At 48.5% G+C, this 17244-nt stretch carries 16 protein-coding genes; 9 read left to right on the forward strand and 7 right to left on the reverse strand.

All coding sequences use genetic code 11. The annotated features are described in order from the left end of the window. The first annotated feature begins 645 nt into the window (after positions 1-645). From NFHSH190041_RS14650 to NFHSH190041_RS14660, 3 genes are all read left to right on the forward strand, one after another. Complete coding sequence (locus tag NFHSH190041_RS14650; RefSeq protein WP_261922505.1) at positions 646-1314, forward strand: glutathione binding-like protein; 669 nt, start codon at positions 646-648, stop codon at positions 1312-1314. Between the two features lie 81 nt (positions 1315-1395). Next, positions 1396-2727, forward strand: coding sequence for an RsmB/NOP family class I SAM-dependent RNA methyltransferase (locus tag NFHSH190041_RS14655; protein ID WP_261922506.1), 1332 nt, complete (start codon positions 1396-1398; stop codon positions 2725-2727). A 466-nt stretch (positions 2728-3193) separates the two neighbouring features. Beyond that, positions 3194-3340: a small highly charged protein gene (locus tag NFHSH190041_RS14660; protein WP_261922507.1), complete on the forward strand. Its 147-nt coding sequence runs from the start codon at positions 3194-3196 to the stop codon at positions 3338-3340. A 74-nt stretch (positions 3341-3414) separates the two neighbouring features. Here NFHSH190041_RS14660 and NFHSH190041_RS14665 read toward each other — a convergent pair whose 3' ends face one another. Together NFHSH190041_RS14665 and NFHSH190041_RS14670 are read right to left on the reverse strand one after the other, a co-directional pair. Then, positions 3415-3960, reverse strand: coding sequence for a YfaZ family protein (locus NFHSH190041_RS14665; RefSeq protein ID WP_261922508.1), 546 nt, complete (start codon positions 3958-3960; stop codon positions 3415-3417). A 92-nt stretch (positions 3961-4052) separates the two neighbouring features. Beyond that, the gene (locus NFHSH190041_RS14670; protein WP_261922509.1) at positions 4053-4568 is read right to left on the reverse strand and encodes a GNAT family N-acetyltransferase; all 516 of its coding nucleotides are present in this window, start codon (positions 4566-4568) and stop codon (positions 4053-4055) included. A gap of 184 nt (positions 4569-4752) precedes the next feature. Between NFHSH190041_RS14670 and NFHSH190041_RS14675 the strand changes: the two genes are divergently transcribed. Beyond that, on the forward strand, positions 4753-5232 hold the full coding sequence (locus NFHSH190041_RS14675; protein ID WP_261922510.1) for a glutathione peroxidase: 480 nt from the start codon (positions 4753-4755) through the stop codon (positions 5230-5232). A gap of 1281 nt (positions 5233-6513) precedes the next feature. Further along, positions 6514-7275, forward strand: a complete 762-nt coding sequence (locus NFHSH190041_RS14690; RefSeq protein WP_261922116.1) for an IS5 family transposase — start codon at positions 6514-6516, stop codon at positions 7273-7275. Between the two features lie 87 nt (positions 7276-7362). Here the strand turns inward: NFHSH190041_RS14690 and NFHSH190041_RS14695 are convergent, their stop codons facing one another. The 5 genes from NFHSH190041_RS14695 to NFHSH190041_RS14715 form a co-directional block, all read right to left on the reverse strand. Continuing rightward, positions 7363-8334 carry a PstS family phosphate ABC transporter substrate-binding protein gene (locus NFHSH190041_RS14695; protein ID WP_261925142.1) on the reverse strand — a complete coding sequence of 324 codons (972 nt, stop codon included), beginning with the start codon at positions 8332-8334 and terminating at the stop codon, positions 7363-7365. Between the two features lie 25 nt (positions 8335-8359). Then, complete coding sequence (locus NFHSH190041_RS14700; protein WP_261922513.1) at positions 8360-8509, reverse strand: hypothetical protein; 150 nt, start codon at positions 8507-8509, stop codon at positions 8360-8362. 269 nt (positions 8510-8778) lie between these two features. Continuing rightward, a complete protein-coding gene (gene phoR / locus NFHSH190041_RS14705; RefSeq protein WP_261922514.1) occupies positions 8779-10101 on the reverse strand; it encodes a phosphate regulon sensor histidine kinase PhoR in 1323 nt (440 codons plus the stop codon). A 32-nt stretch (positions 10102-10133) separates the two neighbouring features. Continuing rightward, the gene (phoB, locus tag NFHSH190041_RS14710) at positions 10134-10823 is read right to left on the reverse strand and encodes a phosphate regulon transcriptional regulator PhoB (RefSeq protein WP_261922515.1); all 690 of its coding nucleotides are present in this window, start codon (positions 10821-10823) and stop codon (positions 10134-10136) included. Positions 10824-11075: 252 nt separating this feature from the next. Beyond that, positions 11076-12035 carry a porin gene (locus NFHSH190041_RS14715; RefSeq protein WP_261922516.1) on the reverse strand — a complete coding sequence of 320 codons (960 nt, stop codon included), beginning with the start codon at positions 12033-12035 and terminating at the stop codon, positions 11076-11078. 285 nt (positions 12036-12320) lie between these two features. Between NFHSH190041_RS14715 and rdgC the strand changes: the two genes are divergently transcribed. The 4 genes from rdgC to hydB all read left to right on the forward strand — a co-directional run bounded on the left by rdgC (position 12321) and on the right by hydB (position 17233). Continuing rightward, positions 12321-13232 (forward strand): recombination-associated protein RdgC, encoded by a 912-nt coding sequence (rdgC, locus tag NFHSH190041_RS14720; protein ID WP_261922517.1) that lies wholly within the window; start codon positions 12321-12323, stop codon positions 13230-13232. A 237-nt stretch (positions 13233-13469) separates the two neighbouring features. Continuing rightward, a complete protein-coding gene (dauA, locus tag NFHSH190041_RS14725; RefSeq protein ID WP_261922518.1) occupies positions 13470-15185 on the forward strand; it encodes a C4-dicarboxylic acid transporter DauA in 1716 nt (571 codons plus the stop codon). Positions 15186-15665: 480 nt separating this feature from the next. Next, positions 15666-16898: an iron hydrogenase large subunit HydA gene (gene hydA / locus NFHSH190041_RS14730; RefSeq protein WP_261922519.1), complete on the forward strand. Its 1233-nt coding sequence runs from the start codon at positions 15666-15668 to the stop codon at positions 16896-16898. Positions 16899-16912: 14 nt separating this feature from the next. Next, a complete protein-coding gene (gene hydB, locus NFHSH190041_RS14735) occupies positions 16913-17233 on the forward strand; it encodes an iron hydrogenase small subunit HydB (RefSeq protein WP_261922520.1) in 321 nt (106 codons plus the stop codon). Positions 17234-17244: the final 11 nt, after the last annotated feature.

Here is a 17244-nt window from a genome sequence, read left to right on the forward strand (position 1 = left end):
CATACTGGGAAAACCCTGTGTGCCAGGTCAAACTGCAGAAAATTTACATCAGCCCCAAAATGTTAATAGCAAGTTTTAAATTGGTTTTTTTATGTTATTTCTCCACAATATTCTCCGGCCAATCGCTGAATATATAACAGCATTCGTTTTACTCACGACACTGTTCAGCCCATCCAGCGGATAGCAGGTGTACAAAAAACTTACATTAGCAAAGCCAGTTAATGTGACACTGATCACATTAACTGTGTGATGTAGATCAAATACTCTTAAAGAAATAGTGAAAATTAAGTCTGAAGCATGCTTTCACTGCTAATTACTGGTGAAGTGAAAAAAATGCTATCGAACGATTAACCAATGCAACGAAAGGTAACAGTGAAATGTTGCATATTGGTCTATTCAGCCCCAGCATCACCATGGCTGACACAATATATATTTAACATATGAAAAACTGAGCGATACCAATAACCAGCTGATTAAATAGATATTTTTACGACTATCTCAGGCTGCATGTCACAAATGTGACTCTGTCGCGGTCTGCTGCTTTACAGTACGAAGAGCCGTTCTCTGTGCCGATTACAACTGCCGCACTTAATTTAACTGAACGGTAACAATGCCGAAAAACGCCCAAATTAGCAGGAGAGCAAGATGATAGACTTTTATTCTGCCGCGACGCCCAATGGCTATAAGGTCGCAATTGCACTAGAAGAAATGGCTTTGACTTATCAACTGCACGCCCTTGACCTGATGGCGAATGAACAAAAACAGCCCGATTTTCTTGCCATTAATCCAAATGGCCGTATTCCGGCCATTGTCGACCGGGATAATCAGAATTTTGCGGTATTTGAGTCCGGAGCCATCTTAATTTATCTGGCGGAAAAAACCGGTCAGTTTCTGCCTGCAGAGCCAAACGCCCGTTCGATCACCCTGCAGTGGTTAATGTTCCAGATGGGTGGGCTGGGACCTATGATGGGCCAGGCGAATGTGTTCTATCGCTATTTCCCGGAAAAAATTCCCCAAGCCATCACCCGTTACCAACAAGAAGGCCGACGGTTACTGGAAGTCCTCAATACCCGCCTGGCCCAACACCCTTATTTAGCCGGTACGGACTATACCATTGCCGATATGGCTTGCTGGCCGTGGGCAAGGATCCATGACTGGAGCGGTATCAGCATCGATGGGCTGACTCATCTGCAACGTTGGATGGAAGCGATAGCCCAGCGCCCGGCCTGCCAACGGGCGTTAAATGTTCCGCCAGCTTCGACGCTCTCCGCTGAGCAGCAAGCTGAGGAAATCCGCCGGATAGTCACCCGCTGACTCAACTTTACCGCCGTTCTCTGATACACTGCGCGCCATTTTCATTTCCGGCTTGAGTGCCGGTTTATTCAGGCAATTTTCATGGCAAAATCGCACTCTTTCACCGCCGGATTTGATGCCGGCACCCTCAGTGTCTCCAGCCCAGCGCAGAAGCGGGCGCTGAGTTACGCCAGCACATTGCACCAACTGGTCAGTGATATTTTCAATTCAGGTATGCCGGCAGATCGCACCCTGGCCAATTATTTTCGCGAACATAAAAAGCATGGTTCTAAAGACCGTCGCTTACTGCGGGAAACCCTGTTTGCCCTGTTCCGTTGGTGGGGATGGCTGCAGCAAATTCAGCAAACAGCCAATCCACAGCCATGGCTGGCCATGCTGGCCACTGCAGGACATATAGAGCGGCACCAATGGCAGGATATTATTGCGGCCTGGCAAGAACTCAGTGGCTTAACACCAACAACTGAACAGCGCCAAGCCACTGAAATGGATGGCTTGAGTGCACAACACGCCTTTAACCAATGCTTCCCCACGCTGCAGGTAACACTGGCACAATTAGCCCCCCAGTGGTTTTGGCAGCATTGTCACTGTGATGACACGGCGGCACTGGCTCAAGTGCTCAGTACCCGGCCGCCTATCTGGGCGCGAGTGCAAGGGATCTCTCGTGAAAAAGCCCTTGCAGAACTGCAAGCCCTTGGCATCGATGCCAGCCCAGCACCAGCCTTTAAAGATGCACTGTCTCTGGGACATAAAAGCATGAACCTCAATGAGGTTAAGCTGTATCAGCAAGGCAAACTGGAAATTCAGGATTTGGCCTCTCAGGTCATCGGCCAAATTTGCCAACCACAACCGGGGCAGACCTGGTGGGACTGCTGTGCCGGCGCGGGCGGGAAAAGTCTGCAACTTAGCAGTTTGATGGAAGATAAGGGTGATATCACCGCATCAGATATCCGTCCCCAAGCACTGACTGAGCTAGTCAAGCGGGCCAAGCGGGCAGGCATCAAGCATATTCGCACCGCCCTTTGGCAATCAGATGATCTGCCTGTAGCCGCCCAAGCATTTGATGCTGTGTTAGTTGATGCGCCCTGCTCCTGCACCGGCACTTGGCGGCGTAATCCGGATATGCGCTGGCTGGATGATGCCAGTGCTGTAACCGATAAGCCGGCGCTGCAGCTGGATATTCTTAGTCGGGCCAGTCAGGCCGTTAAATCCGGTGGTGACTTGGTTTATGCCACCTGTTCATTGGCTGAGGCGGAAAATGGTGCCGTAGTCGATGCCTTTTTGGCCGCGCATCCTGAATTTGAAGCCGTGACCATACGTCATCCATTTACCGGACAGGAGTGTCAGCACCTGACAGTCTGGCCGCAGGATGCTGACAGTGATGGTATGTTTGTCAGCAAAATGCGCCGTAAGTAAAGTTTAAACACAAGCTGGTAGCATCATCATCAGCAAACCTTGCGATATCGCCCCGCCTGATCCCAAGCGGGGCGTTTTTATCCCCACCCAATTTGTCGGCAAAATATGGCTTACTATTCTCTGTCGACGAAACGGTGACATCAGCACATCAGCACATCAGCACATCAGCACATCAGCACATCAGCACATCAGCACATCAGCACATCAGCACATCAGCACATCAGCACAGCTTAACCTTAAGGGAGAATATGAAAAATATGGCTGAGTCGATTTAACTGGAAGGGTAAAAAAACAGCGGAGAAAGCGCCAGATAAAGGCATTAAACAGCCGCTTTATCTACCAAAGCACATGATACATAGTGATACAAATAAATTTGCCCTCGGGGGTAAAAATTATTTGCTTTCCAGATCTGGCGAGCAAGGGCAAAAATGCCGTTGTGCCAATCCCGACACACACGGAAATCACCATGTCACACAGTCAACACTTTGATGAATGGGAAGAGCCTTCCCGCAAAGCCAAAACCAAAAAAGTCAAACAGCGCCGTCGTGATGCCAAACGCCGCTTTTTTGATGATACTACTGAGTTAGATTATCAAAACAGCAAATGGCGCTAACCGACCGCGAATACATGGATACAAAAAAGCAGGCATAGCGCCTGCTTTTGTGATTTATCTGACCTAAAAACCGCTTAGAAACGGGCTTTCATGCCAACATAAAAACCGGAGTCAAAGGTCCGATCGACCCCACCATCATACTCAAAACGAATATAACGATAACCCGCGTAGAAACCCATCTGCGGGGTCAGATCATACTGAATCGTACTGCCCAACTGGTAATGCCCGTCAAGATGGCTGAAAGCCAATACCTTCGGGGTGTAATAAGCATCGGCATGGAATGACAGATGTGAGCCCAGATCTAAACCATATTTGCCGCCCAGACTGATAAAGGCAGCGTCAGGTAGATGATTTGCCCACAAATGCCCCAGATTCGCACCGAACTCCAGGTGATGCACACCCGCGTCATGGGTCATTGATGCACCTACCTGTGCTAGATGACCACGGTCATCGGAAAAAATATATCCAAGAGAACCGTTAACGTGATCGCCTATCTGGCTAGTCAGCGAAGTAGAAACCACATTATCGTTGACGCCTAAGTCCAGTTCATCGGCTGCGGCGGTCGCAGATACCATCAGGCTGACGGCCGCCATGGCGCCTGCCCGCAATAATTGACTCATGAAAACCTCTGCTCTTCATGTTCTAAAAGCGGCATGATACCCGAAAGCCTCTGAAAAGTGACCGGTTACTACTGCAAATGCTTTATTTGGCGTCAATCTACCCGAACGCGATCACCCACCAGCGACTGCATTCTGGCATCAATATCCAACCCATCTTCAATGGGCAGATAATACCAACCCACAACATTCCCTGTGCCACGGACACTGAGATAGTTATGCCAAAAATGCCAGCCATTTTTCAGCAAATTTGCCTTACTGGCGGTGTTCTCATCCCGCACAGTCGCCCACAGCATTTTAATACCGTCCTGTTTAGCAACGCTAACACGCTCGCGGGTAAGACGCTGGGCAATACCCCGGCGGCGATATGCCGGAGATACCATCAGGTAGCCCATTTCAGCCATGTCGCCCTCACCTTCTTTAATGGCGGCGCAACCGACCATTCCGCCTTCTTTAGTCAAAGCGACCACCACAGAGCGGGAACGGAAAAAAGACTCATGATTCAGCGGATGGGCATTATCATCCCGGGTATCAACCAAATTGGCGGCAGCCTTCAGATAGGCCGGCTCCCGGGTAACCAAATAGGTAAAAGAAGAGGATAAATCTGTCATGACACTGTAACTTCATAGATGAATATCTGTCGGGCGCGCATCATAGCAGTTTTAGTGATAAAAGTTGCCTGCGACACCACACTTCAATGAGATATTTTTGTCATACTGGCAGCCTGACAGCAAGGAGAAAAATTCAACATCCTGCTGACCGGTATTTTATTGCAGGCAAAACAAGGAGCATGGTATGGAGACACTGTATCAGTTTGAGGTAACCGACATTCAAGGACAACAGGTCAAGATGGCAGACTATGCCGGGAAGGTACTGCTGATAGTCAATACTGCCAGCCAATGCGGCTTTACCCCTCAATATGCTGGGCTAGAAGCCTTGTATCAAGAATTTGGTCTTCAAGGGCTGATGGTACTGGGCTTTCCCTGCAACCAATTTGCTAAACAGGAACCCAAAGATAACGCTGCTATTGCCAGTTTTTGCCAACTGAATTTCGGCGTCACTTTTCCCCTGTTTGCCAAAATAGCCGTAAACGGTACAGATGCAGCACCATTGTACCGTTACCTCAAGCACCAAGCCCCCGGGCTGCTGGGCAGTGAGGCAATAAAGTGGAACTTTACCAAGTTTTTAGTAGACCGCCAGGGCAATGTGATTAAACGCTTTGCCCCCCAAGATACCCCAGATAAACTGCGCCAAATCATTTTGACATTACTGTAAATTAAAATTTGAACTCTATGATTTACCTACTATATTTAAATTATTGAAAAAATTTTTCATCGCAGTTGGAACTTACTGACAGCGATAAGCTCAAAGATTATGAACACAGGAATTTACTTCTCACGTTCATCATTCTCCCTGGGACTTCTAGCGCAGTCCCCTTGATCGAACTTGATCTCCAGGCAACCACAACATGGTGGTTGCTTTTTTTATGCCTGCAGCACAAAACGTGCAAAAACAGCCATCTATCTCCCTCACCAGTCACAAAGCCCATTATCCCTCAGCCTAATCCAAGCTAACCGCCAGCATCATCACCAGCACAGATAGTTAAAAAGAAAAATAACTCACTAAAAATCATCGCATTAGCAGTGCTTTTTACTTAAATACAATTATTGCGATTTTTTTTACCCTTATAGGGAACCATCCCTAAGCACCCCGGTCTGAATATATGAACCGAATCATTGTTAATGTGTTTCATCGTTCATCAACCTCCCTTAAAAGATGGTTTCTAGCGCAACCATCCTTGCCTTCCAGAATTGGAACCAAGCGGCCCGACTTTCTGGCCGCTTTTTTTTATCCTGTCACTGTCGTATTCCTTGTTGCCCTAGTCATCCTTTCGATAACTGATCGCTAAGTCCTACGATTACCATTTCAATCACTAGGGTCTGTTGACGTTTCAAGTTTGTTTTTGCAGCGATTTGAGGATGCTTTATACAAGGCAGAGGCTTTGATTGGTAGTTGCGCTACCTGATAAGCCAATAACGCAGTAGAAAGGAGCCTCAAACGCTGCCCGCAGGGTTCGGCTAAAAGCGTTTTACTCTTTGTTGAGCGGTTCTTGCTTAGCATACTAGGCGACAAACCACTCGCCGCGATTAAAACGCTTTTATCTCGAACAAAATTTAATCACGAAAGGTCAACAGCCCCTAGGGTCTGTTGACCTTTCAAGTTTGTTTTTGCAGCGATTTGAGGGTTCTTTATACAAGGCAGAGGCTTTGATAGGTAGTTGCGCTACCTGATAAGCCGATAACGCCGTAGAAAGGAGCCTCAAACGCTGCCCGCAGGGTTCGGCTAAAAGCGTTTTACTCTTTGTTGAGCGGTTCTTGCTTAGCATAACTAGGTGGCAAACCACTCGCCGCGATTAAAACGCTTTTATCTCGAACAAAATTTAATCATGAAACGTCAACAGACCCTAGGGCGTGTTGACGTTTCGAGGATGATTTTTGAGCAACATGCAGAGGGGTTATAATCTCTTTCGCCAAAAACAAACCACAACCCCAAAGCATGCCGAGAACAATATTAACTGACATAAGATGGGAACTGCTACTACAGATAATGAAAAGTACTGGTCGTATCTACAATAAATCTGAACATAGAATGACCTTTGAAGGGATACTTTTCCGTATGAGAACGGGGATCCCTTGGCGAGATTTACCTCCGGGATTTGGTGAATGGAGCTCAGTATATAGACGATTTAACCTTTGGTCTAAAAAAGGTATTTTAAATCATCTTTTCAGTCAGTTAGCAAAAATGGCAGACTTCGAATGGGTGTTCCTCGATGGCTCAATTATTCGTGCACATCAGCACAGCACAGGCGCTGCTACAAATTTCTCTGAGCAAATAGGTAAAAGCAGAGGTGGGAATACAACAAAAATCCACTTAGCTGTCGATAGCGGAGGTTTGCCCATTTGTTTTGATTTATCAGAAGGTCAGCGAAATGACATTGTTCTTGCAGAAAGTCTCGTAGAACAACTGGGGGAGATAGATACTATTGTATGCGATAAAGGATATGACAGTGAATCTTTCCGCGTTTTTGTTCAACGCAAAGGAGGAAAAACTGTGATAGCTAGGCGTAATTACGGGCAAGATATTGGTAAGGATACAATGGATTGGTGCTTATATAGGTATCGTCATTTGGTGGAAAATGCCTTTGCTAGGATTAAGCATTATCGTGCTATTTCAAGCCGTTATGATAAGTTGGAACGGAATTATGCCAGTATGGTATCGCTGGCATTCATGCTTATGTGGCTACCGATGTATTGCTGAGTGAGAAATGAACAGCAAACGTCAACAGACCCTAGGGATTTCGCTATAAAAAAAGCCCCTGGCGGGGCAAGTAAGTGACAGATGAATTTAGGGTGCCAGCGCCAATTTTTGCAATTCTTTATCAGCTACCCTAGCAGGCAGTGGAACATAGCCATCTTTAGCCACTATCGCCTGCCCCTGAGCGGACAGCATAAAGCGAATAAATTCTCGCACCATAGGCGTTAATGGCCGGTTGGGATGCTTATTAACATAGACATACAAATAACGAGATAACGGGTAGCTGCCATTGGCCGCATTCGCTGCCGTGGCCGGCACGAATTTTCCATCATGGCGTGACAGCGCCACCGCCTTCACGCCAGCAGTCTGATATCCGATGCCAGAATAACCAATGGCATTGAGGGAATGGGATACAGACTGCACCACAGAGGCACTGCCGGGCTGCTCATTGACATTGTTTTTAAAGTCCCCTTTGCACAAGGCTTTTTTCTTAAAATAGCCATAGGTGCCTGACACCGAATTGCGGCCATAAAGCTGAATATCCCGACCGGCCCAATTGCCACTGAGCCCGACACCACCCCAACGGTTGATATTAGAGTCGCCGCATTTATGGGTTGAAGAAAAAATACCATCCACTTGAGCCAGTGTAAGCCCGCTAATGGGATTATCCTTATGCACAAATACAGCTAAGGCATCGATAGCTACCCAAATGGCTGTGGGCCGGTAACCATAGTGTTTTTCAAACGCTTCGATTTCTCCGGTTTTCATTTTCCGGCTCATCGGGCCAAACTGCGCCGTGCCTTCGGTCAATGCCGGTGGCGCGGTGGAAGAACCTGCCGCCTGGATCTGAATATTGACGTTGGGGTACAAATGCTTAAATTCCTCTGCCCAGAGGGTCATCATATTGGCCAGGGTATCAGAGCCCACTGAAGATAAATTGCCGGAAACACCTGCAGTTTTATGGTAATCCGGCAGCGCATCCGCCGAGCCAGCATAAGCCCAACTGGCGATGCCCAACCCGGCAGTCAGGGACAGCGCCCCTACAATCTGAGTCAATTTCATCATCATCTCCCTGTTATTCCCTGCGTTAACTGTTCAAGCCTAAGCGGGTCGCAATTCCCGCTGTACTCTTCAGCGCCCCGGCACAAAACCGGGAAAACACACAATGTGGTGCGGTAACCGGCACAGTACGCACCGGCACGATGATCAGCATATGGCGGCTATATGACAGAGGCATGACAATCGCCTTAAGCCAATGGGAATTGACACGAAATATCTGCCAATAAAGACGGAAGAATAAGATTAGAAAATAAGACTTGAGGCGATAGCTTAAGACAAAATCTTTAAAATAAGGCTTATAAAACCGATTCGAAAAGCGGTTTAGCCGTTTCACTGCAAAGTATTAAGTATCAGGAAGCAGAGCGAATCGCAAGGCAACAATGCTATTTAACGCTAAATAGCCAACTGTCGCGAGCGGCTTATATGCCGCCATATAACGGCAGCAGCTCAGTGATGGGCAGGCGTGACCAACAGGTGCGGTGGGATAACAAAACTAAAACAGCTGCCATGATCCAAGCGGCTACTGATCTCCAATTGGCAATGGTGGTGCTGCAAAGCATGCTTTACGATCGCTAATCCTAAGCCACTGCCACCCGTCTGGCGTGAACGGGCACTATCGACCCGGTAAAAACGTTCAGTCAAATGAGGGATATGCTGCGGGGCAATACCAATGCCACTATCCCGGACACTGAAGCGAGCACCGCCATTTTCCCGCTGCCAAGTAATATGAACCTGTCCACCGGCCGGGGTATAACGCAGCGCATTAGCAATCAAATTCATACAAGCACTGCGCAGTTGGGCACTATTACCATAGAGCGCCACGCCCGCGGCCACATCAAAAGTAAGCTGATGACCATCCGCCAGTAACTTAGCATCCTGCGCCAGCACAGTTAGCATATCATCCATATCCACCACTTCCTGCCAACTTCCCTCCGGCGCATCTTCAATCCGCGACAGTATCAGTAACTGCTCTACCATGGCCTGCATGCGGTCTGTCTGTTGTTGCATCAATTGCAGCGCCCTTTGCCGAGCGACAACCTCTGGCCCGACGTCCACAGCCAGAGCATCACTGTCTTGCAACATTTCCAAATAGCCCTGCAGCACAGTTAATGGGGTTTTCAGCTCATGGGAGACATTGGCAACAAAGTGTTTGCGCGTTTGCTCTAACTGCCGCAATCTGCTGATATCACGGGCAATCAACAGTAGCTGACGCTCGCCATAAGGCATCAGCCGCAGTTCTAAACGTTGAGTCGGGGAAATAGGAGATGCCAGTTCTAATGGCTCAGTGAAACTTGCCCGGTGCAAATAACGGGCAAAGTCCGGGTGGCGGATCAAATTATCCAACCGCTGGCCTTTATCCTTAGGCCAAGAGAGCCCCAATAAACGTTGGGCTAAGGAATTACACCAAAAAATGGCATAGTGCTCATCAAGTACCACTGCAGCGTCGGGCAAGGCTTCTGCACCCTGCCGAAACCGACTAATTAACTCTCTGAGCTGATTAACTTTACGACGTTTTTTTTGCTGCAGCCGGTAAACACCGTTAAAAACCCCTTCCCAACTGCCCCGGCTTTGAGGCGGCGTCAGACGTCGATCATGCCATAACCAATGCAGCAGTCTTTGCAACTGACGGTAATGCCAGCCCAGCAAAAATAGCGTCCCGGCCAACAAACACGGCAAGAGTTGATCCAGCAGCCACCCCAGCACAAGCACCGCCAGCGCGTAGACAGCCACGGGTAACCACAACCGGGAGCCGGAATAATTATTAAACATGGTGGCACATTTCCATCACGCAGTTCAGTGGCTTATCCCCGGGCAGAAAAACGATAACCGGCTCCGCGCACCGTCTGGATCAGGCGATCATGGGCGGTCGCCGCCATGGCCTTGCGCAGGCGGCGGATATGCACATCCACGGTGCGATCTTCCACATAGACATTGGTGCCCCAGACATTATCCAGCAGTTGCTCACGGCTGTAGACCCGTTCCGGGTGGGTCATAAAAAAATGCAGTAACCGAAACTCCGTCGGCCCCATCTCCAGGGCGGTGTCATTCACACTGACTCGATGACTGGTGGGGTCCAACACCAACCCCTGCACATCGATACGATCTTGGGATGACGTGGGGGCGCTGCGCCGCAATACCGCTTTAATCCGGGCGATCAACTCTTTATTAGAAAAAGGCTTAGTGATGTAATCATCAGCCCCCACATCTAGGGCTCGCACCTTATCTTCCTCTTCGCCCCGGGCGGTGAGCATAATCAAAGGAATATGCCGGGTCAGCTCATGTTGACGAAAATGTTTTGCCAAGCCGATGCCACTGCCGCCGGGCAACATCCAATCAAGCAAGATTAAATCCGGGTAAGGCTCACTAACAACCACTTTAGCCTCGGCAACATCTCCGGCCTCGCTGACATTAAATCCCTGCTGCGCCAACATCAGGCTCAACATTTCCCGAATGGCGGACTCATCTTCAACTATCAGTATCCTTGGGCTCATAGTGCTTCTGTTTCTGTCAATGAAGGGGCACGTCGGCCATTATTCAGCCGAATTATTACAGAATTATGATCATGTTCTGATACCACAACCGCCTCTTAATGTATCTGCCCTTGGTAACGGCTTCAAGCGGATAACTGGCAATGTTTGAGCGCCTCGTTTTACCGCTGTGAGACAGCTCAAACCATAAATACAACAACGCCCGCAGGCATATTGCTCTGCGGGCGTGAGTAAAGCATACAAAATGGGAAGCAATTAAAAACGCTGAGATAGGCCAATCCCCAAAAAGCGGTCTGGCTTGCTGAGGCCATCGGGATCCCGCTGGGTATAAAAGGTATATACCTTGGTTGCCTTAGCAGCTTGGTAATCAGCACCGACAGACCAAGATGAGCCCTTATCATCCATATGCTGATACTGGGTTTTTAATTTTACGGCAAAGAGCGGGTATGCTGCACTCAGCAAGTAACCACGGCGCTGCAAGCCTGAATCAATTTTCTCCTGCTGCTGAAACATACCGCCAAGGGTGATATCGGCAATGCGCCCCTGCAAAGAAGCGCGCAAAATATCATACCCCTTAACCTTGGCGTCATAGGCTAATGCGGCATATAGAGAAGAGGATTTCAATTTTGTATCACCATAACGGGCACCGATGCTAACCCCATCAGTGCTTTTCTCTATTAATGTTTCCCCGACTTGGGTTTCATAGGACTGGCCGCTGTCCCCCTTAGCAATATAAGTGAGCCCCAGAGATAGGCCGCCCAGTTTCGGCGTCTGATAGCTGACGGTCTGTGCCATACGGTTATCGCCTTTAAACAGCTGCTTCAGATCGCCGTCCAGATCGCTGAAGAGATCCACCTTACCCTGGGACTTTTTTAACATGGTGTCGTTGCGCCCCAGCGTCAATGCACCGAAATCCCCTTTCAAACCGACAAACTGATTACGCGCCTTAAAATTCTCTTTCACGGCACTGTCGGTATCCACTTCATATTCCACGGTATAAAAGGCCGTCAGTTGATCATTCACCGCCATCTGTCCTTTTACCCCTAAGCGTGAAGAGTTACTTTTGACCAGCGTCTCTGATTCACCTTGCATCTTATTGACCTGCAAGGACAAATTCAGTTTGCCATAGACAGTCAGCGCATCATTGGCACTGGCCGATAAGGGTGCCAGACAACAGAGGGAGAGCAGCAGAGCATTGTTATACAGAGCCATCATTTCATCCTTTCGACATTATCCATTCGGACTTGATTACTAAGCACAATCAAGTCTGCTGCATAATTGTTGCAGTTTTATTGCAAAACAGCTAATTAAGCGCTTCATGAAATAACGTCTTACTCAATGCCCGCCATACTTTGAAGCTGATTTGCTCATCCAGTATCGATATTCCCCATGCCACAACCATTACGGCCACTCATCAGCCAAGCAGCTAAGTTGATGGCTTTACCCTGTATCTCTGATGACTTACACTGCCTCCCTTTCATTTCTGTGTGAGCAAGTAGCATGTGGTTTAAAAATCTGACACTTTACCGTTTCAACAAACCCTTTTCCGTGGATGCGGACACCCTAGAAAAAGCCATGGCAGACTTCTGTTTCAGCCCTTGCTCCAGTCAGGACATCAGCAAATTCGGATTTACCAATGCCTTGGGTAAACATGGTCAGACACTGGTTCACAGTGCCGGTAACCGTCATCTGATCAGCGCTACCAAAGAAGAGAAAATCCTGCCATCCCAGGTGATCAAAGAAGCGCTGGAAGAAAAAGTGGCTCAGCTGGAAACAGAAGAAAACCGCAAGCTGACTAAAAAAGAAAAAGATGCGTTAAAAGATGAAATTACCACCACCTTGCTGCCACGAGCCTTCTCTCGCCGCAGTCAAATTCAGGCGTTACTCTTGCCAGAGCAACAGCTGATTTTGGTGGACAGCTCCAGTGCCAGCAAAGCAGAAGAGCTGCTGGCCCTACTGCGCAAAGCCTTGGGCAGTCTGCCGGTGATCCCGGTATCTTTTGCTACACCTCTGGAAGTACAAATGACCGAGTGGCTGAAAAATGGCAGCGCACCAGCGCCCTTTACCATTCAGGACGAAGCCGAGCTAAAAGCCATTGCCGATGAGGGCGGTATTGTGCGCTTTAAACAGCAGGATTTAAGTGAAGAAGAGGTGCTGGCGCATATTGAAACCGGCAAGCAGGTGCACAAACTAGCATTACATTTTGAACAGTCAGTGGCCTTCTTATTGTGTAGCGACGCCAGCCTGAAGCGACTGAAGTTTTCAGAAGAATTTCGCGCCGGTAATGATGAAGTGGGCAATGATGATCCCCTCGCCCGGCTGGATGCAGACTTTGCCCTGATGAGCGGTGAGCTGGTTGCCTTGTTAACCTCACTGGTACACGCCCTAGGCGGCTTAGAAAGCAACGACTAAATCCATTAAGTTCGCTATACAATCCCGGCTCCTGCCGGGATTTTTTTATCCTGCTGCCGATATCGCGCAGCCAAATGCATGAAATAACAGCAACACAATCTCTACCAGCCAAGCACAAGTTGATCACCAAGGAAAGACCTTAAACCTCAGGTTATGACCAATGTCACAACATACCACCGTTTATGACACTACTATTAGCGCCTTCTTTCACCCTCTAACTTGCATCAGGCTATAAACGTGCCACACAGAGCTCATCTATTTTCACTAAAAATCGGCCATGCCCTATCCCAGGCCTGTATTTCTGAGAAATACACTGGCAAACGGTTCGGTAAAGATATTTTGGCCGGTATTACCGTCGGGATTATCGCCATTCCACTGGCAATGGCATTGGCCATCGCCAGTGGTGTGCCCCCACAATACGGTCTTTATACCTCGGTTATCGGCGGCTTTATTATCGCGCTGACCGGCGGCTCCCGTTACAGTATCTCAGGACCGACCGCGGCCTTTGTGGTACTGCTTTACCCCATTGCAGAAAAATTTGGCCTCGCCGGTCTGCTATTAGCAACCGTGATGTCCGGTATTATTCTGGTGGCCATGGCGCTGCTGCGACTAGGGCGGTTGATCCAATATATTCCTGAGTCCATTACCTTAGGCTTTACCGCCGGGATTGGGGTGGTCATTGCCACTTTGCAGCTGAAAGACTTTTTCGGATTGCAGATCCACGATATGCCGGAACATTACTGGGATAAAGTTGCCACCTTGGTGCAAGCCTCTCCCAGTGCCCATTGGCCAAGTATCGTTATTGCAGCAGTCACCTTAGGTACTATGCTGTTGTGGCCGCGCTTAAAATTGCCGGTGCCCGCACACTTGCCAGCCGTCATTATCGGCAGTCTTATCGGCCTGTTTCTGACTCATCAAGGTTATGATATCGCCACTATTGGTAGCCGTTTCCACTATGTGTTACCTAACGGTCTGTCTGGCTCAGGTATTCCGCCAGTGATGCCAGAATTTGAATGGCCTTGGCTGCAAAGCGGCCCGGGTGGCCATGCTCTGGGGCTGAGTTGGGCCACAGTGCAAGCGTTATTGCCATCGGCATTTGCTATTGCCATGTTGGGCGCAGTGGAATCCCTGCTGTGTGCTGTCGTACTGGATGGGATGACTAATACCCGTCACAGTGCTAACAGTGAACTGTTAGGCCAAGGCTTTGGTAATATTATTGCGCCTTTCTTCGGTGGTATTCCGGCCACAGCCGCCATTGCCCGTTCGGCGGCTAACGTTAAATCCGGTGGCCAAAGCCCAGTATCCGCCATGATCCACTCACTGGTCGTACTGCTGGCTCTGGTCGCGCTGACCGGGGTATTGGCTTATATCCCTATGGCAGCTATGGCTGCACTGCTATTGGTGGTTGCCTGGAATATGAGTGAAGCGCCAAAAGCGGTGCACCTGCTCAAGACCGCCCCCCGCAGCGATATTTTAGTGTTCACCGCCTGTTTCTTGCTGACCGTTATCTTCGATATGGTCATCGCCATCAGTGTCGGCATTATGTTGGCTGCGCTGCTGTTTATGAAAGAAGTGGCGGAAATGACCCGGGTGAAAGACATCACAGATGACCGCCGCGTTATTCCAGAACCACTGCATGAAGATGTGGCGGTAATGAAAATTGAGGGGCCGCTGTTCTTTGCTGCTGCCGACAATGTCTTTGGTGAAATCAGCAGTCTGACAGGTGATCGTCATACTATTATTCTGCGCATGGACAGTGTTTATTTGTTGGATGCTGGCGGGTTATCCGCGCTGGCAAAACTGATCAGTAAATGTCAGGCCAATCGCACCCGATTACTCATTTGCGAGCTTCAGTTCCAACCACTGAAAACCCTGGCCAAGGCCAAAGTCACCCCGATTGACGGCGTACTGAAATTCTATCCCACCTTAAATGATGCGTTAGCTGATATCTGATCCAATATCACAGTCAATTAGGTAATTAATTTGAAGCCGGTAACAATTTACCGGCTTTTTGTTAGTGATAATTAATAACATTATTTAATATCCCAGCCACTGACAAAATGTCCCACCACCGGGTTTATCGATATTTCTTAAGCGGCAATAAATTAATATTCCTGCGTCACTTAACGAATTAATGTCGATTTTTTCTCTACTGCATATAAAACCAAAAAAACAATAACTTAAGAACATTGAAATTCAGCTTAAGCTAATTCACAATATAAAAACCCCGCAAGATATCTAAAAAAAAATAAATTTTTTGGAAATCTTATCGGCCGAATTCTAATATTTGACCTCCGACAAGTTTATTATTTCGTGTTTCTCCTATATTCCTCCCGCTTTTAAACGAATAAGGCATTAGCAGTTTTTTAAATAATCAAGTGAAAAATGATTAACTAAAAACCGCCAGGCCAATAATAAGGGACGCGAAACAATATGACTGCTACCACCTATCAACCCGGGGAAATCCAGGGGCTGATTGAGATTCAGGCATCCAAGTGTAAAGGCTGCGATGCTTGTAAAAAATTCTGCCCAGCCAATGCCATCGAGGGCGCATCCGGCGCCGTGCACTCTATCGATAAAAACAAGTGTCTGAGCTGTGGTCAGTGCTTAATCAACTGCCCATTTGGAGCCATTAAAGAAACCCACAGTGCGCTGGAAACTGTGATTAAGAAACTGGCGGACAAAAACACCCAGGTGGTGGGCATTATCGCACCAGCGGTACGTGTTGCCATCGGTGAAGAGTTTGGACTGGGTACAGGTGAGCTGGTAACCGGTAAACTCTACGGGGCGATGAACAAAGCCGGCTTTAAGATTTTTGACTGTAACTTCGCCGCTGACCTGACCATCATGGAAGAAGGCAGTGAATTTATTCACCGTCTGCATGCCAATGTCAAAGGTGAAGCGGATGCTGGCGCCCTGCCACAATTCACCTCTTGCTGCCCAGGTTGGGTTCGCTACTTAGAAACCAACTATCCAAACCTGCTGCCTAACTTGTCTACCGCCAAGTCACCACAGCAAATGGCCGGTACCGTAGCCAAAACTTATGGCGCCAAGGTATACGACATGCAGCCAGAGAAAATCTTTACCGTTTCTGTGATGCCATGTACCGCCAAGAAACTGGAAGCCTCTCGTCCTGAGTTCAACTCCGCGTGGCAATACCATAAAGAGCAAGGTGCAAACACCCCATCTTACCAGGATATCGATGCGGTACTGACCACCCGTGAAATGGCGCAGTTGCTGAAAATGCTGGAAATTGATCTGGCCAACACCCCAGTTTATGAAGGCGATAGCCTGTTCAGCGAATACACCGGCGCCGGCACCATCTTCGGTACCACAGGCGGGGTAATGGAAGCGGCACTGCGTACAGCGCATAAAGTACTGACTGGCAATGAAATGGCCAAACTGGAATTTGAACCTGTTCGTGGTCTGGAAGGGGTTAAAGAAGCCGCTGTAACCCTGTACGACAAAGAGCTGGGACAGAATGTTACCGTCAATGTTGCCGTCGTACACGATATGGGCAACAACGTAGAACCTGTTCTGCGTGACGTAATGGCCGGTACCTCACCTTATCACTTTATTGAAGTGATGAACTGCGCCGGTGGCTGTGTTAACGGTGGTGGCCAGCCTATTGAAGGCAACGGCTCTTCCTGGATTGGCAATATCTGATAAGGACCCCAGTCATGACTAAGAAAAAATACCTTTTTGCCGAAGATAGTTTCTTCCTGTCCCGTCGTAAATTTATGGTTGTTGGTGCCGCATTTGTTGCCGTGATGGCCATTCCTGTGGGTTGGTTCTCCAGCAAGATTGCCAGTCGTAATGACTATATCAAAGCCCGTAGTGCCGGCCTGTACAAGGACGACACCATTGCCAAAATCCGTGTCAGCCACGCTAACCCGGCGGTAGAGAAGTACTACAAAGAGTTTGGCGGCCAGCCACTGGGGCACTTGTCCCATGATCTGCTGCACACCCACTTTGTTGACCGTACCAAGCTGAACTCTTAATGGAGATATGA

It is taken from the genome of Shewanella sp. NFH-SH190041, from assembly GCF_024363255.1.
Taxonomy (GTDB): domain Bacteria; phylum Pseudomonadota; class Gammaproteobacteria; order Enterobacterales; family Shewanellaceae; genus Shewanella.

Coding starts and splice junctions, on each gene's coding strand:
- NFHSH190041_RS14650 (WP_261922505.1), top strand. CDS start 646: ATGATAGACTTTTATTCTGCCGCGACGCCCAATGGCTATAAGGTCGCA.
- NFHSH190041_RS14655 (WP_261922506.1), top strand. CDS start 1,396: ATGGCAAAATCGCACTCTTTCACCGCCGGATTTGATGCCGGCACCCTC.
- NFHSH190041_RS14660 (WP_261922507.1), top strand. CDS start 3,194: ATGTCACACAGTCAACACTTTGATGAATGGGAAGAGCCTTCCCGCAAA.
- NFHSH190041_RS14665 (WP_261922508.1), bottom strand. CDS start 3,960: ATGAGTCAATTATTGCGGGCAGGCGCCATGGCGGCCGTCAGCCTGATG.
- NFHSH190041_RS14670 (WP_261922509.1), bottom strand. CDS start 4,568: ATGACAGATTTATCCTCTTCTTTTACCTATTTGGTTACCCGGGAGCCG.
- NFHSH190041_RS14675 (WP_261922510.1), top strand. CDS start 4,753: ATGGAGACACTGTATCAGTTTGAGGTAACCGACATTCAAGGACAACAG.
- NFHSH190041_RS14690 (WP_261922116.1), top strand. CDS start 6,514: ATGCCGAGAACAATATTAACTGACATAAGATGGGAACTGCTACTACAG.
- NFHSH190041_RS14695 (WP_261925142.1), bottom strand. CDS start 8,334: ATGAAATTGACTCAGATTGTAGGGGCGCTGTCCCTGACTGCCGGGTTG.
- NFHSH190041_RS14700 (WP_261922513.1), bottom strand. CDS start 8,509: ATGCCTCTGTCATATAGCCGCCATATGCTGATCATCGTGCCGGTGCGT.
- phoR (WP_261922514.1), bottom strand. CDS start 10,101: ATGTTTAATAATTATTCCGGCTCCCGGTTGTGGTTACCCGTGGCTGTC.
- phoB (WP_261922515.1), bottom strand. CDS start 10,823: ATGAGCCCAAGGATACTGATAGTTGAAGATGAGTCCGCCATTCGGGAA.
- NFHSH190041_RS14715 (WP_261922516.1), bottom strand. CDS start 12,035: ATGATGGCTCTGTATAACAATGCTCTGCTGCTCTCCCTCTGTTGTCTG.
- rdgC (WP_261922517.1), top strand. CDS start 12,321: ATGTGGTTTAAAAATCTGACACTTTACCGTTTCAACAAACCCTTTTCC.
- hydA (WP_261922519.1), top strand. CDS start 15,666: ATGACTGCTACCACCTATCAACCCGGGGAAATCCAGGGGCTGATTGAG.
- hydB (WP_261922520.1), top strand. CDS start 16,913: ATGACTAAGAAAAAATACCTTTTTGCCGAAGATAGTTTCTTCCTGTCC.